We start from the raw sequence: 14,476 nt of genomic DNA on the forward strand, positions 1-14,476 counted from the left end.
TATGCCAAAAATCCCTATTGTTCCTATACCTTTAGTCAGCCTCGGTGGGACAAAGTAGCTGTTCAAGTCCGTTGACGGTCAGTGGTCGGCTGGTCAGAAAGCCTTGGTAATGTTGGCACCCCAATATCTTGAGCACCTCCAGTTGGGCGGTCTCTTCAACCCCTTCTGCCGTGACGGTAAAACGAAAGACCTGAGCCAAGTCGAGAATCGCCTTGACGATGGCGCGATCCTGTTCGCTGTTCACCAGGGTCTGGATAAAGCTGCGGTCTAGTTTGACCTCGTCAGCGGGGAGATCCCGCAAATAGGCAAGCGAGGAGTAGCCGGTGCCAAAATCATCGATAGAGATAAGAATGCCAAGCGCTTTGAGTTGGCGCATTCGCGCGATGCTGTCGCGGCGATTTTCAAGCACCACCGACTCGGTCACCTCAAGTAGCAAGCGGGAGGGCGGTACACCGGTATCGCGCAGAATATATTCCACTTGCTGCACAAACCCTTGGGTATGGAACTGACGAGCACTGACGTTAACCGACAGATGGGGAATGCAGAGCCCTTGGTTCAGCCAGAAGCTGTATTGGGCACAGGCGGTTTTCATCACCCAGTAGCCAATTTCCAGGATCAGGCTGGTCTCCTCGGCGATGGGGATAAACTCGGCAGGGGAAACCATGGTGCCATCGGCCCGCTGCCAGCGTAGCAGTGCCTCCACCCCATATAGGGAGCCATTATCGACCCGGTACTGGGGCTGATAGTGAAGTGATAACTCATTCAGGCGCAGGGCATTGCGGAGTTGATTGGTCAGGGTTAAGCGGTGTCTTTCCTGCTCAGCCATGGTTTCAGTGAAGAAGACATAGCTGCCTTGGCCTGCCCGCTTAGCCATGTGGGTAGCCGTATCTGCCTGTTGCATTAAGGTCCAGTGATCCTGCTCACGGCAGGAAAAGAGACTGATACCCACCGAGGCACTGCAGTGCAATTTGTGATCACCGATGTCAAATGGCGTACTGAACAGCCGCATTAACTCGCGGGCGAAATGCTCGGCAAGGATCTTGGCCGTCACCTCCCCCTGCCCTAACTGAGTGAATAACAGCGCAAATTCATCCCCAGAGATCCGAGCTTGCACGAGATTGTCTTGCGGTAAATCCTGAAAGCGCGCCACCACCGCCTGCAATAGCCGATCCCCGCACGCATGACCCAATGAGTCATTGATCGCTTTAAAGTTATCAAGATCCACCAACAGCAAGGCGCCCCATTGATCATTGGCAGCATTGAGGGTCGCTTGCAGGGTTTGGTTAAAACTACGACGGTTATAGAGACCGCTTAAATCGTCATAGTAGGCAAGTTGCTCAATGTGTTTGGCCGCTTCACGCTCTTGGGTCATGTCGTAAAAGCTGCAGATAAAGTGGGTCACCCCGCCCTGCGGCTCCTTAACCCGGCTGACCATCAACCGGACTGGAAAAAGGTGGCCCTGTTGATGCAAACAGCGCTCTTCCCCCAGCCAGCACTCTTGCATCTCTAGGGTGCGTAGCACATCGGCCTTGAAGTTATCGCCATAATAGGTGGGACGAAGCAGATCGATCGTGCGGCCAATGACCTGCTCTTCGCTAAAACCGGTAATACGGCAAAAAGAGCGATTCGCTTTGAGGATCGCGCCATTGCGATCGAGGATCAGCAGGCCATCGTGGGTTTGAAATGCCACCTCCGCCAATCTCAACGCATCATCGCTGCTCAGCCGCTGCACTTCACTGGCCGCCCGCTCATGCTGGCTACTGAGCAAATCAAGCAGTGGCATGGGATCGCTCAATGGATGATCGAGCAGCAGCGTTAACACGCCCACTGGCGCCTTTTTATCCAGATAAAGCGGGATACCGATATAAACAGGGGTATTAAACGCCAGTAGTCGAGTCGCTTGGGGATAACGTAGCCGGATCTGATCGATATAGATCGCTTGACCATGCAGGAATATGTCACGCTCAGGGCCAGCATCGAGCTGACTGGGGGTGATCCCATCTGTGCCCGTCTGTGGCCAAATACAGCGCTGATGGCACCACAGCAACTCACCTCTGGGTTGAAACTCGCCAATCCAACCGACTCGGGCACCACTGGTGGTGATGGCCCATTGCAGCAAGGCTTGGCAATAAGGTAAGCCCGTCAATTGCGATAACACTGCTGGCAACACCAACTCGTTCGCCAATTCAGACGCCGCCACCGGCTGCCAGTGGCCAAGCAACTGAGCACAGCTGCGCACCAGCTGCAGCATCTCATCGCCCAAGGGGGTGGGATCGAGATACTCGATGCTCAACACCCCAAGTAGCTGCCCCTGCTCTAATAAGGCGCCATCTAATCGAGAGCTGACACCCGCCGCAGCCAAATAGGTGTGCTGGCTTAACATCGGTTGGTGAGAGGACTCTGAAAAACGCAGTGACTTTCGCGTACGCAGGGCGCGAATATAACGGCTGTCACCCCGTATTGGTGACAGCGGCTCAGTCCCTAAACTAAACACCGGCGTCAGTTGCTCCCCTCCTAGGGTGCTACTGGCTTGGTAGTGCCAAAAGATAACCCTATCAGCCCCTAACATCTCTTTGAGGCTCTCAAGCAACAAGACATATTGCTGCTGGCTCGCCATCTGGCTCAGCCTGGGCAGCTGCAGCCTAAGATCGGCGATCGGCCCTTGGCGCTGAGTCTGCAAGCAGATGAGCCAAAAATCCCCCTGTTCATGGGCAAAGGTGATATGCCAGAGCAAGTCAGCAAAGCGCAGCGTCAGCCGTCCCCCTTGGCTATGCAGCAGTGCTTGCTCGATAGGCAGGCGTAACGCATCAGGCAACTGATTAGGCCAAGGGGCTCTGGGCTCATCCAGCCAGTAAAGCGGGGTTTGCATCACATCGGTTAGCGCCACCAATCGCTGGCCGCGCTTGTCCAAACGGAAAAACAGTGGAGTTTGACTAGCTGGAAGGCGAGAACTAAGCGCAGTGGACGACATGAATAAAGCTGCATCCTGTTAATTCGATGGCACATTGTGGTGGCCAGAATAGCCTAACATCCCAGCCACCAAAAGAGGGTTATTACTCGGCATTGAGCAACAGGTTAGTGAAATCAATGCTCATGCAGTTAACACACCAACATCATTGCCATGACAGACGTGCTGGTAGCCAAGAAAACATGGCATGTCACAAGGCAAGTGGAATGTTATCGCGGGTATTACCAAGATAAATGTCGATATGAATATCGAGGAGTGAAAAAGCGGCGAGCTGAAGATCTATTTCATCCATCAGCACGCTACTTTTACTGGCAGATCATGACTAGCAGAGAATGACTAGCGGATAATATTACTGCTGAGCGGCAGGCTTACGAAAGGCATGGCGTACTAATACGATGGCCACAGCTAGCATCCCCCCGAGTAATGTAGCGAGCACCACAATCAACGAACGTTTTGGTTTATCGCGCGTCAGCGGTTCCTCAGGTGAGCCGAGCATCTGAAAAGAGTAAAAGGGGACAGGTGTTAATTTTAACGATTTCAGGCTATCGAGCCGGAGACGAATTTGCCCTAACTTAGGATCTAATAACTCTGGGTTTTTGATTTCTTCAAACACTTTTAATTTTTCAGCTAACGCTTTACTACCTAAATCAATATTAAAAAGCTCGCTACCGCTGTAAGTTCGCTCAAGTGGTTTTTCTACCCCAGCCGCTTGGCTAATACGCAAACTATATTGAATCCGATTAATATTGTCTTGCAGTGTTTTAAGCGTATCCGTTTTAAGGTTGTCATATTTAATAGTTAAGGTGTCGACTCTATTTTTAATAATATAATTGAGCGCTGAATACTTATCCAAGGTCTGTTTTTTTTGCGTAAACGCAATATAATCCTGCAGTCGCTGCTTAGCTAACACTGCGGTATCAGCAGAAAAAGAAAGCGTCATATCATTACTGGTCTTATCGGCAAGCTTAGCGATAACCCCCTCACTTAATCGATTAACCAGTGCTTTTTTATGTTTTTCATCGCCGTCATCTTTTTTACTCAGCTCTTCAGCAATAATTCCTCGCTCTTCAAAAAACTGACGTTTATTATCAATACTATTAAAAGTGTAAATAAAGCTTTTATATAACTCTGCTTTGCTAAATTCAGACAAGTCTATTTGATTCATCAACTCCAATGGAATAGTGCTAGAGAGTTTATCGATATCTAATTTCAGGGTATTCAACTGCTCAATGGAAGGGGAAGTGATCACAGCTTGACTCACCCATACTTGGCGTGCAGTCAACGCGTAACTGATACCAATAGCAGTGAATAAGATTGTAACCAGTAAAATAAAGGTTTTATGCCGCCATAGCACTAACACCAACTCTCGTAAATCAATTTCATCAGAAGATACCGTGTGCATCAACTGCGGGGGAATTGAAGGAACTTTATCGTTCATACTATCTCTCTATTATCAGCTAATATTGGTATAAAAATATAACTACACTCATCAACTAAAATTGGGTGCGATTAAATCTCGCTCAGACAGATATAACCTTTGCTCCTTTAACAAAGGCCATGCAATATTTAGCTTCGGGCTATTCCAGTGAATAGCACACTCATCCTCAGCGCTATAGTAATCGGTACATTTATAATGAATATCTGCATGATCGCTCATAACATAAAAGCCATGAGCAAAACCAGGTGGGATCCACAATAATTCACCTTGGTCAGCATCAAGTATATAACCTACAGTCTGACCATAGGTGATGGAGTTAGGTCGCATATCTACCGCAACATCAAAAATACGACCGGTAATAACTTGAATTAATTTTCCTTGAGGCTTATTTTTTTGATAATGTAGACCTCGTAATGTCCCTTTTTTCGAACGGCTTATATTATCTTGAACAAAGTGATAATGACCACAATATATTTTAAATTCACTTTCGCGAAAACACTCCTGAAAAGAACCACGAACATCTCGATGAATATGAGGTGTAATAAGTATCACATCTGGTAACGCTAGCGATTTATACTGCATAAATAAATACTATCGGATGATAACTGTAAGAATTAAAGAGGATAGTCATAATATAAGGTCTGGATTTATATGTAACCACTGCAGCGTCTCAATGACACCAGTTTGCCATTTAGGGAGCGGCTTTCCAAATACATGGGTAAAAAGAGAACAATCAAGTCGTGAATTAAGCGGCCGTTTAACGATACTGGGATAATGTTCACTCGTGACAGGTATTATCCTCGGTATATTAGTGCATAGCCCTATTTCATGCGCTTGGTGAAAAATAAAGCGGGCATATTCATACCAACTCGTCTCACCGCTGGCTGTCATATGATATAAACCACAAAGTGAAGGGTCAGCTAATACACGCTTAATCGCGAGTAGCGTCATTTCTGCCAGCATTATCGCTGATGTTGGGGCTCCAAACTGATCGGAAACAACTCTTAACTCAGGTTGAGTCACTCCCAAACGGAGCATCATTTTGAGAAAGTTATTGCGCCAAGGGCTATGTAGCCAACTAGTACGAATAATAAGGTAGCGACAACCACTGTTAATAATGGCCTGCTCACCTAAGTATTTACTTTGACCATAGATGTTTAATGGGTTTGGAGTATCGCCCTCACTCCAAGGTGTTTGACCACTGCCATCAAAAACATAGTCCGTCGAAAAATGTACTAATAACAAGTCACGTTGCTTTGCAATATAAGACAACTCCGATACGACTTTATAATTTAACATCACTGCTTCGTCTGGCTTATTTTCTGCATGCTCAACAGAAGTATATGCGATTGCATTAATAATGACTTGGGCATTTTTGGTAAAGACAGCATTATTGATAATGCTAGAAATATTATTTTTATATATTTTTTCTATAAAGAAATCGGCACTTACACAGCTATCTTTTTTAATTTCTGCAACGAGTGCCTTTCCTAACTGACCATTTATACCAAGTAATATCACTGACTTAAGATACACATGACCCCCCTAATTAATGAACAGAAAGATTAGCACCAGAATTTAAAAAGCCAAGATCATCTATGACACCCTGTGATGGTTCACTTTGCACACACTCTCTTTCCTTCCAAACAAGATCACAAATTCCATCTGATGGATTAAATCCCGCTGGTATTTGTAATAATAAACTACGAATTCCTTCGTGATCAAAGCGATGACATGCGCCGTCTAATTCTATTAGAAAGAGCCGCAGCTCTGACCATGGGACCATTTGCTCTGATGCTCTCATTATTCTAGTGTGCGCGGTTCCTTCAACCTGCTCACCGATCAATAACTCCTCATAGAGTTTCTCACCTGGCCGTAATCCAGTAATTTTTACCTCAATGTCACCATGAGGTTTTTGTTCATTCTTCAGTGTCAGGCCACTCAACCGAATCATGCGATGAGCAAGATCTATTATCTTGACGGGTTCACCCATATCTAAGACAAATACATCGCCACCATGTCCCATTGCCCCCGCTTGGATCACGAGCTGTGATGCCTCGGGAATTGTCATAAAATAACGAATAATATCTGGATGAGTTACGGTCAGAGGTCCGCCATTATGAATTTGCTTGCGAAACAGTGGCACAACCGAACCAGAAGATCCTAATACATTACCAAAACGCACCATACAAAATCTGGTTTTGCTTTGAGCTAATGATAATGCTTGTAACACGAGTTCAGCCAAACGTTTCGTAGTCCCCATCGTATTAGTTGGACGAACAGCTTTATCGGTTGAAATTAATACAAAGGTTTCGACCTGTGCTCTAATCGCAGCTTGGGCACAATAAAGCGTGCCAAAGACATTATTACGCACACCTTCTACAACGTTATATTCAACTAATGGAACGTGTTTGTAAGCAGCAGCATGATAGACAGTTTGGATCTGAAAACTATTCATCACTGCCTGTAAACGATGTTGTCTTTGCACAGATCCGAGTAAAGGAACAATCTCAACAAGTAAACCTTCGGCACGACATAGTTCATTAAGCTCTTTATCTATGGCATATAATCCATATTCAGAAAGTTCAAATAATACTAATTTTGCTGGCTGACAGCGAATAATTTGACGGCACAGTTCTGATCCGATAGATCCCCCAGCACCAGTCACCATTACTCGCTTTCCTGTAATATTGGCATTAAGCAATTCTGGTATCGGGTCTACAGGATCTCGTCCTAGTAAATCCTCAATAGAAACTTCTTTAAGCTCATCAATATGTGCTTTGCCTGCAACCAGATCTGCCATACCAGGGATAGAGAGAACTTCACAGGGAAAATGCTCTAACCTACGAAGAACATCCTGACGTACAGCTCTTGACGCGCTTGGCATCGCTAATAAAATTTTCTTTATTTCGAAACGCTGGATTAACTCACCAACCCAGTCAGGGCTATATACACTAATCCCCTGAATGACTGTTTTACGTAAAGTCGGCTCATCGTCAATAAATGCAACAGGAAAAAACTCCTTCCCCTGATTTAATGCTAACTGCAATTGTCGTCCAGATGCACCAGCACCATAAATTAAAACTGCTATTTTTTTAGATTGACCGTGATGTATTAATGCTCTGAAAAATAAACGTATGCCACCGACTAACAACAGCGCAAAGGAAAAATAAATCAACGATACTGTTCTTGGTAATGTAACCTCCATAAAGAAGGCAAGAATTACCAATGACATTGTTGATATAAAAACGCCTAACGAGACTGTCCACAGTACTTTAAAGCCAACGTAGCGTAATACAGCTCGGTAAAGACCAAGCCTCATAAATATAATAATGGTGATTGGTAATAATAATGCCAACATCTGCCAATGCATGAGGCTTTGCAATGGTGTTTTTGCATCAAGTCTAACCCAATAGCCACCCCAAAAAGATAGCGTAAGCAAGAGCAGATCAACCAATACGCTAATAGTTCGCTTATATATTCTGGGGAGGCTAAGAAATATCGAAAACATTATTTCACCTTAATTTAAAAACAGGCATAAGCATGAATAAGAAGCGTATCTATAACCACGAAATCTAACTGCTAGCTAATAATAAAACTTCAGCTAGTACATTACATGACTTCGCTATCTCATCTTTAGTTAATGTGGGATGAACTAACATCATTAGGCTAGTTTCACCTAATATCTTAGCATTAGGAAGACGCTCTACAGGTTGCCAAGGAGTATTGTTAAATGCCTTTTCTAAATAAACTTCTGAACAACTTCCCTGATAACAAGGCACGCCACGTAATACTATTTCCTCAATAATTTTATCCCTACTCCAGCCAGGAGCTAAAAGTTCAGGCTTAACAAAAAAATAGTGCTTATATTCTGCATGAATAACATAATCAGGAACATGAACTACACGGAGCAGGGGATATACAGATGCTATCGCATCGAGTTTAGCGGCATTTTCTATACGAGCAGCGGTCCAATTATTCATGCGTGCAAGCTGAATACGCCCAATTACCGCTTGTATCTCCATCATACGCCAATTGGTACCAAAACTGTCATGCACCCAACGAAAACCTGGTGCATGCTGTTTATGATAAACAGCATCATAACTTTTACCGTGATCTTTATAAGACCACATGGCTTGCCAAAGAGCCTCACTGTTCGTGGTGACCATACCGCCTTCGCCACCCGTGGTCATAATCTTATCTTGGCAAAATGACCAAGCCCCAATATGACCAATTGACCCTACGGAACGTCCTTTATATTTGGCACCATGTGCCTGTGCACAATCCTCTATCACATAAAAGCCAAACTCTGCAGCCAAAGACATTATTGGGTCCATATCTGCAGGCATACCCGCCAAATGCACGACAATCACCGCTTTAATACGAGGCGTTAGCACGGCACGAATTGAATCAGCGGTAATATTTTGGCTATTAAGATCAACATCGGCAAATACAGGATTAGCACCAGCAGTCACTATTGCAGAAGCAGAGGCTAAAAAAGTACGTGGAGTAACAATAACATCATTGCCAGCTCCCACACCTAATGCTTTAAGCGCTAAATCAAGAGCAAGAGTGCCATTAGCAAGTGCAACTGCATATTTAGTATCAACCCATGTCGCAAACTCCTGCTCAAATTTACGGCATTCCGTACCAGTCCAATAATTAACCTGATTAGACTGTAGCACCCTGCTCACCGCATCAACTTCTTCTTGCGTAAAAGAAGGCCAAGGGGAAAATGCAGTATTTAACACGGTATATTCCTTATTATCGACAATTATTATTTACGTGAGATTGTAGAGGCGGGAGTGCCAACAACCACTTCAAAATCAGGGACATCACGAATAACAGTCGCACCAGCACCGATAACGACTTCATGACCAATACGAGTCAGTTGCTTAATTTGGGCACCGATACCAATCCAACTTAATCTACCTACATGAACGGATCCTGCTAGGCTAGCATTTGGGCTAATATGCACACCATCCGCCAGTTCACAGTCATGATCAACACTTGCACATGTATTGATAATTGCCCCGATGCCGATAGATACAAAAGCATTAATAACTGCATTTGCCATTACAACTGAACCCTGCCCTAAATTAGCATAACGACTAACACTTGCGCTGGGATGAATTAATGGCATTAGCTTTGCACCCGCGTTTTTTAATAACTCTAGTTTATTCAAACGTATAGTATTATGGCCTATCGCCACTGTGACTAGATCATAAGTTGATACTGAATCTAATAAATGAGGGGTATCACCTTTAACTGACCAATGTGCAATACTATTCAACTGTGGCCATCGATCATCAAAAAAATGAACTTCTGTATACCCATTAAGCTCTGCCATATCGGCAATAACTTTACCATGACCACTTGCACCTAAAATTGCACACTTAGTCACGGTATTCACCTTGCTTTATATTACCAATAAATGGAGCCATAGTAACATGATCACTAGCAGATATATCTTCCTTAAAAATTACTTTTTTAAAAGTTAATAGCAATATTTTAAAATCTAACCACAATGAATGGTTATCCACATACCATACGTCTAGTTTGAATTTATCTTCCCAACTTAGGGTATTGCGGCCATTAATTTGTGCCCAACCAGTCACACCAGGACGAACTTCATGGCGACGCGCTTGCTCAGAACTGTAGAGCGGCAAATATTGCATAAGCAGTGGCCGAGGGCCGACAAGGCTCATATCACCTTTTAATACGTTCCACAACTCTGGCAATTCATCCAAACTACTGCTACGCAGCTTATTGCCAAACGACGTCATTCGCTCAGCATCCGGCAAAATGTTACCCTGTACATCCGTTGCATCTTTCATGGTGCGAAACTTCACCATCTCAAAAGGTTTGCCATAGATGCCAGGTCGCGTTTGTCGAAACAACACAGGGGAACCTAGGTTTTTTCGAACTTTCCAGGCCACTAAGGCGATAACAGGGGAAAATAATAATAGAGCGCAAAAGGAGACAATGAAATCAAAGAGTCTTTTCATTATTTTATCACTAAATTTAAGAAGACGATGTGGAAATTATATAACCAATAATAAACTTCCTTCAGCAATCACTATTAATAGTGATTGCTAGTTAGCTAAAAATATCACCTTTGCCAATTGTTGAGCCAGTTGGCCATACTCGTACTGCGCCATTGCAGCCTTGTGGCCATTAGCACCGAATAATGTTCGATCCCCCATCGGCAGGTGATACAACTTTAACACTGCCTGGGCTAATTCATGGGCATTTTCAGCAGAAACTTGAATGCCGGCACCATATTCAGTGATGGGATCACAGGCACCTGAATAAGCATGCAAGACTGGCTTACCAGAGTATAAATATTCCGGTATTTTATTAGCCCCGACACCAAAACGATAAAGATCATCATTCAACCAACCAATATAACAGACATCGAAATAACTTAACATTGCTTGAATTTTTACTTTAGGAATAGGTTCAATAAAAATGACATTATGAAGTCTCTTGCTCGATACCATTGCCTGTAACGAAGCTTTTTCTTTGCCACCACCGACCAAAACAAACACAATATCGGTATGCTCACGTAATTTGTCTGCCGCCAAGATAAAGGTATCCAGCGCATTGGCAACGCCTAAAGTCCCGGTATAACCGACAACAAACTTATCTTGTGGCAATTGCTGGTACACAGAATCCGACAGCGGCACGTTTTTATTCACTTCATCGAGTGAAAAACCATTAGGGATCCAGCTAAACTTTTCCCGTGACATACCACGCGAAACCATATGTTCGACGGAATTTTTTAAATTTGATATCACTGCATCAGCGCGGTGATAAGCGCGATCTTCTATCCACTGCATTATTTTAATAAATGGATGTTTAGCTGAATATCCACCAATTTTAGTCAAGGTTAACGGCCAAATATCACGCACTTCAAAGACCAATCGCGTATTGAATTTATTGGTTAACCACTCTGCACCTAGAAAAGCAATGGGAGATGGGGATGAATAGAGAATAACATCTGGTTTTGTTAAAACATTAACCAACCCTTGCAAACGCCAAGCAAAAACAAACCAGCTTAATGCCCGTCGCTTGCTGTGTGCATCACTATACTGTGGCATATTAACCCAAACAAAATCAACACCATCCACCTGTTCAACTTTATAAGGTTGATTGATTTCAGGTTTATGATGCAATAAGTGATTTGCCGAGGAGGCTATCAGATAAACCTGATAGCCTTGCTTTACCAACTCTCGCGCTAAATAATAATGCCGTCCACCGATTCCGGTGGCTGGTGTTGACGCATATTGATTAATTATCCAGGCGGTTTTGGTCGCTACATTCATCACATTGCTATTCATCACAGCCTCCTGCGGCCAATACATCAACAACACGCAGCGCTACTTGACCGCCGCCATAAAGTTATTGGATATCTTCTATTTTTCGACCAAGGTGGCGGGTTGCGGCGGCAATAATACGCTAATACGCGCGGAGTCAGTACCGACCAATTCATTAGCCCCTACTTCAACATGCACGACCGGAATATGCAATTTAGCTGCTGCCAAGGTAGAGTTCGTGTCGCCATATACCAAAACACGATCCGGTTTATGAGCTAATGGCTCCCGCTCAATTTCAGCCACCTTTTTACCTGTCATCTCACCGTGGTTGTCGCCATGAATATCAAGCTGAACATCCGGCTTAGGGATGCCCCGTTGGATAAAAAGATTTCCGATATATAGGCATTAAAGTGCTGACCGGTATGCACAATAATTTCTGTCAGCCCACTGTGCTGTGCCATCGCCCGTGAAACGACACAGGCTTTAATAAACTGCGGACGTGCACCGATAACGGTTAAGCTTGTCTGCATAGTTGGCTCATTTATTCAATGATTGATAAAAATCGAGCAGTTTGCATTCTTCAATAGTCCAATTATATTTTTGCTGCACCGCTTGTTGGCCATTACGCCCCATCATTTCAGCTTCATGTGGATGCGTAACTAAATAATCAATCGCGTTGGCAATAGCTTGCGGATCTAATGGATCGACACATAATCCGCACTGATTATCTTCGATAATTTCTTTCCAAAAAGGAAAATCAGAAGCGATGACAGGCAAGCCTACCGCCATATACTCAAACATTTTTACCGGCAAAGCATCCAGATAATTAATTATCGGATGCAACGTAACTAAACCAGCTACAGATTCATTGAGTGTTTTACGAATTCCATTACGATCTTGCCAACCCAAAAAATCTACCTGAGACCACCCATTTCTTGCTCTGATCTTTACCTCAAAATCAGATTCACGAAAACTACCCGCGATGGCTAATCTCGCTGAAGCTAGCGAAATGGCTATCGCTTGAACAATTTCATCTATGCCACGTATTTGCGCCAGCCCCCCTACATAGCAAACCTGGCACTTTTTATCCGGCAAATTGGTACTCACCGTTGCTAATTCACCTAACAAGGGGTAGTTATTGATATCTATCGACTTTATGCCTATGTTTAGATATTTATCACGAATAAAGGGCGTGGCAGCCACGACCGCATCGAGTTTACGGCAAGCCCAATGCTCGAAAATAGCAAAGCTTTTAGATAGAAACCATTTTGCTGGCATATTTAAATAAGGCTTGCCTAGCAGTTGCTTGGGCACATCTTCATGGGCATCAAAAATCACCGTCTTGCCTAATTTCTTTAGCTTTAAACCAATCGGGATCAGCTCAGGATCATGCAAGTGATAAATATCCGCATTCAATTCAAGCGCCTTTTCTAATACTCGGCCAGGGGCATGACGGATACGATCTAAACGACCTTTAGATAAGCCCACATCATAAATAGCAACACCCGACTTGCTTTCATCGCCTTTTCCATCGGCTACAATCAAGGCAACTGAGTAACCGTGAGTAGCAAGTGAGCAGCACTCTTTTAAAAAGATACGCGTATCGAAACGCGAGTGGACGGAAGTAAGGTGAGTTACTTTTAGATTAAATCGCATGATAAACTTCTCTGAGTACTTTTTCTTGCTGTTGCCAACAGTATTTTTTTCGCGCAACGAAAACATTTTTTTGAATCGTTTCATAATTTTGATTTAGGGATTCCGTAACCGCTTTTCTAAAGCCATCTACCGTATTATCTTCAGCAACGATCCCCACACCCTCATTTTCGACTAAACGTTTCATCTCGAAGAGATTGGACGTTAATACGGGTAAACCAGCCATAAGATACTCGAATATCTTATTTGGTAAGCAAAAACGATAACTTAAACAAGAATCTTCAATAAAAGAAACACCATAATCAGCCGAACTAGTGTAATTTAACAACACTTCATGGCTGACCGCAGGATGATAAAAGATAGTTGATTGCAGTCTGGAGCTATCTTTTATTAGATTAGTAAGTGGCCCATATCCCATACAAACCAATACATTTTTATCTGATTCAATATCAGAAAAAGCTTCTAGCAATAGCTCAATACCTCGGCCTTGAGTCAATCCACCTTGATATAGAAAAATCGTTTGATCTGACCTTATTCCAAAATATTCACGAAACAAATTACGCTTAGATTGCTCATGATAGAGAGGACAATTCATAACTAAATAAGGCTTTGGAATATTATAAATATGGGAGTATTCATTCGCAATAGAATCGCTAACATTAATAACTCTACATGCAAAATTTATTAATATGCCCTCAAGAAATTTTTTAAACTTTATGGACCAAGCTGATTGGTTAGGAATATCATTAATTGCAAATTCATGAGAATCATAGATCAATTTAATGGCAGGCCTAGTGCATTTACAAATGACGCCAACAAAAAGTCCATTTAAATCATTACAATGTAAAATGTCACTTTTTCTATAGGAAAGACTAAAACGAATTATAAATTCAACTAACTTAATCAGTTGAAAAAAAATACTTTTAGGCCATCTCCTCGTCATTAAGGAGACTCTGTTAACACTCACTCCACTTACATTTTCATTTATCAATAAACCGTCGCTGTGTAATGCTACCACTTTAACATCAAACCCAAAAGACATGAGAGATAAAGATGTTTTCAACACACGACTATCATTAGTAAAATCGTTTAATACTA

At 43.3% G+C, this 14,476-nt stretch carries 13 protein-coding genes; all 13 read right to left on the reverse strand.

Going from position 1 to position 14,476, the window contains the following annotated elements; genetic code table 11:
- Positions 1 to 31: 31 nt before the first annotated feature.
- The 13 genes from CUC53_RS03405 to CUC53_RS03460 all read right to left on the reverse strand — a co-directional run bounded on the left by CUC53_RS03405 (position 32) and on the right by CUC53_RS03460 (position 14,444).
- Entirely contained in the window at positions 32 to 2,971 is a 2,940-nt protein-coding gene (locus CUC53_RS03405; RefSeq protein ID WP_100292852.1) for a sensor domain-containing phosphodiesterase, read from the reverse strand.
- Between the two features lie 346 nt (positions 2,972 to 3,317).
- Positions 3,318 to 4,406, reverse strand: coding sequence for an LPS O-antigen chain length determinant protein WzzB (locus CUC53_RS03410; RefSeq protein WP_100292853.1), 1,089 nt, complete (start codon positions 4,404 to 4,406; stop codon positions 3,318 to 3,320).
- Between the two features lie 51 nt (positions 4,407 to 4,457).
- Positions 4,458 to 4,988 (reverse strand): dTDP-4-dehydrorhamnose 3,5-epimerase, encoded by a 531-nt coding sequence (gene rfbC / locus CUC53_RS03415; RefSeq protein ID WP_100292854.1) that lies wholly within the window; start codon positions 4,986 to 4,988, stop codon positions 4,458 to 4,460.
- Between the two features lie 45 nt (positions 4,989 to 5,033).
- Entirely contained in the window at positions 5,034 to 5,942 is a 909-nt protein-coding gene (gene rfbD / locus CUC53_RS03420; RefSeq protein WP_100292855.1) for a dTDP-4-dehydrorhamnose reductase, read from the reverse strand.
- Between the two features lie 13 nt (positions 5,943 to 5,955).
- Complete coding sequence (locus CUC53_RS03425) at positions 5,956 to 7,917, reverse strand: polysaccharide biosynthesis protein (protein WP_100292856.1); 1,962 nt, start codon at positions 7,915 to 7,917, stop codon at positions 5,956 to 5,958.
- 64 nt (positions 7,918 to 7,981) lie between these two features.
- Positions 7,982 to 9,157, reverse strand: coding sequence for a DegT/DnrJ/EryC1/StrS family aminotransferase (locus CUC53_RS03430; RefSeq protein WP_100292857.1), 1,176 nt, complete (start codon positions 9,155 to 9,157; stop codon positions 7,982 to 7,984).
- A gap of 26 nt (positions 9,158 to 9,183) precedes the next feature.
- Entirely contained in the window at positions 9,184 to 9,810 is a 627-nt protein-coding gene (locus CUC53_RS03435) for an acetyltransferase (protein ID WP_100292858.1), read from the reverse strand.
- Entirely contained in the window at positions 9,803 to 10,414 is a 612-nt protein-coding gene (locus tag CUC53_RS03440; protein ID WP_167386673.1) for a sugar transferase, read from the reverse strand. The genes CUC53_RS03435 and CUC53_RS03440 overlap by 8 nt, the downstream gene beginning before the upstream one ends.
- Before the next feature lie 87 nt (positions 10,415 to 10,501).
- Positions 10,502 to 11,749: a glycosyltransferase family 4 protein gene (locus CUC53_RS03445; protein WP_201796707.1), complete on the reverse strand. Its 1,248-nt coding sequence runs from the start codon at positions 11,747 to 11,749 to the stop codon at positions 10,502 to 10,504.
- 75 nt (positions 11,750 to 11,824) lie between these two features.
- On the reverse strand, positions 11,825 to 12,043 hold the full coding sequence (locus CUC53_RS19435) for a UDP-N-acetylglucosamine 2-epimerase (protein WP_272896747.1): 219 nt from the start codon (positions 12,041 to 12,043) through the stop codon (positions 11,825 to 11,827).
- Complete coding sequence (locus tag CUC53_RS19440) at positions 12,040 to 12,255, reverse strand: hypothetical protein (protein ID WP_272896748.1); 216 nt, start codon at positions 12,253 to 12,255, stop codon at positions 12,040 to 12,042. The genes CUC53_RS19435 and CUC53_RS19440 overlap by 4 nt, the downstream gene beginning before the upstream one ends.
- 7 nt (positions 12,256 to 12,262) lie before the next feature.
- Positions 12,263 to 13,447, reverse strand: coding sequence for a glycosyltransferase family 4 protein (locus tag CUC53_RS03455; protein WP_201796708.1), 1,185 nt, complete (start codon positions 13,445 to 13,447; stop codon positions 12,263 to 12,265).
- On the reverse strand, positions 13,371 to 14,444 hold the full coding sequence (locus CUC53_RS03460; protein WP_167386674.1) for a glycosyltransferase family 4 protein: 1,074 nt from the start codon (positions 14,442 to 14,444) through the stop codon (positions 13,371 to 13,373). Before CUC53_RS03460 ends, CUC53_RS03455 begins: the two co-directional genes overlap by 77 nt.
- Positions 14,445 to 14,476 lie beyond the last annotated feature (32 nt).

Origin of the sequence: Aeromonas cavernicola, assembly GCF_002795305.1 — a bacterium.
Lineage (GTDB): Bacteria > Pseudomonadota > Gammaproteobacteria > Enterobacterales > Aeromonadaceae > Aeromonas > Aeromonas cavernicola.

Bases quoted from the DNA above. Each gene is read 5' to 3' on its own strand.
- CUC53_RS03405 (WP_100292852.1), bottom strand. From the start codon at position 2,971: ATGTCGTCCACTGCGCTTAGTTCTCGCCTTCCAGCTAGTCAAACTCCA.
- CUC53_RS03410 (WP_100292853.1), bottom strand. From the start codon at position 4,406: ATGAACGATAAAGTTCCTTCAATTCCCCCGCAGTTGATGCACACGGTA.
- rfbC (WP_100292854.1), bottom strand. From the start codon at position 4,988: ATGCAGTATAAATCGCTAGCGTTACCAGATGTGATACTTATTACACCT.
- CUC53_RS03425 (WP_100292856.1), bottom strand. From the start codon at position 7,917: ATGTTTTCGATATTTCTTAGCCTCCCCAGAATATATAAGCGAACTATT.
- CUC53_RS03440 (WP_167386673.1), bottom strand. From the start codon at position 10,414: ATGAAAAGACTCTTTGATTTCATTGTCTCCTTTTGCGCTCTATTATTA.
- CUC53_RS03445 (WP_201796707.1), bottom strand. From the start codon at position 11,749: ATGAATAGCAATGTGATGAATGTAGCGACCAAAACCGCCTGGATAATT.
- CUC53_RS19435 (WP_272896747.1), bottom strand. From the start codon at position 12,043: ATGACAGGTAAAAAGGTGGCTGAAATTGAGCGGGAGCCATTAGCTCAT.
- CUC53_RS19440 (WP_272896748.1), bottom strand. From the start codon at position 12,255: ATGCAGACAAGCTTAACCGTTATCGGTGCACGTCCGCAGTTTATTAAA.
- CUC53_RS03455 (WP_201796708.1), bottom strand. From the start codon at position 13,447: ATGTTTTCGTTGCGCGAAAAAAATACTGTTGGCAACAGCAAGAAAAAG.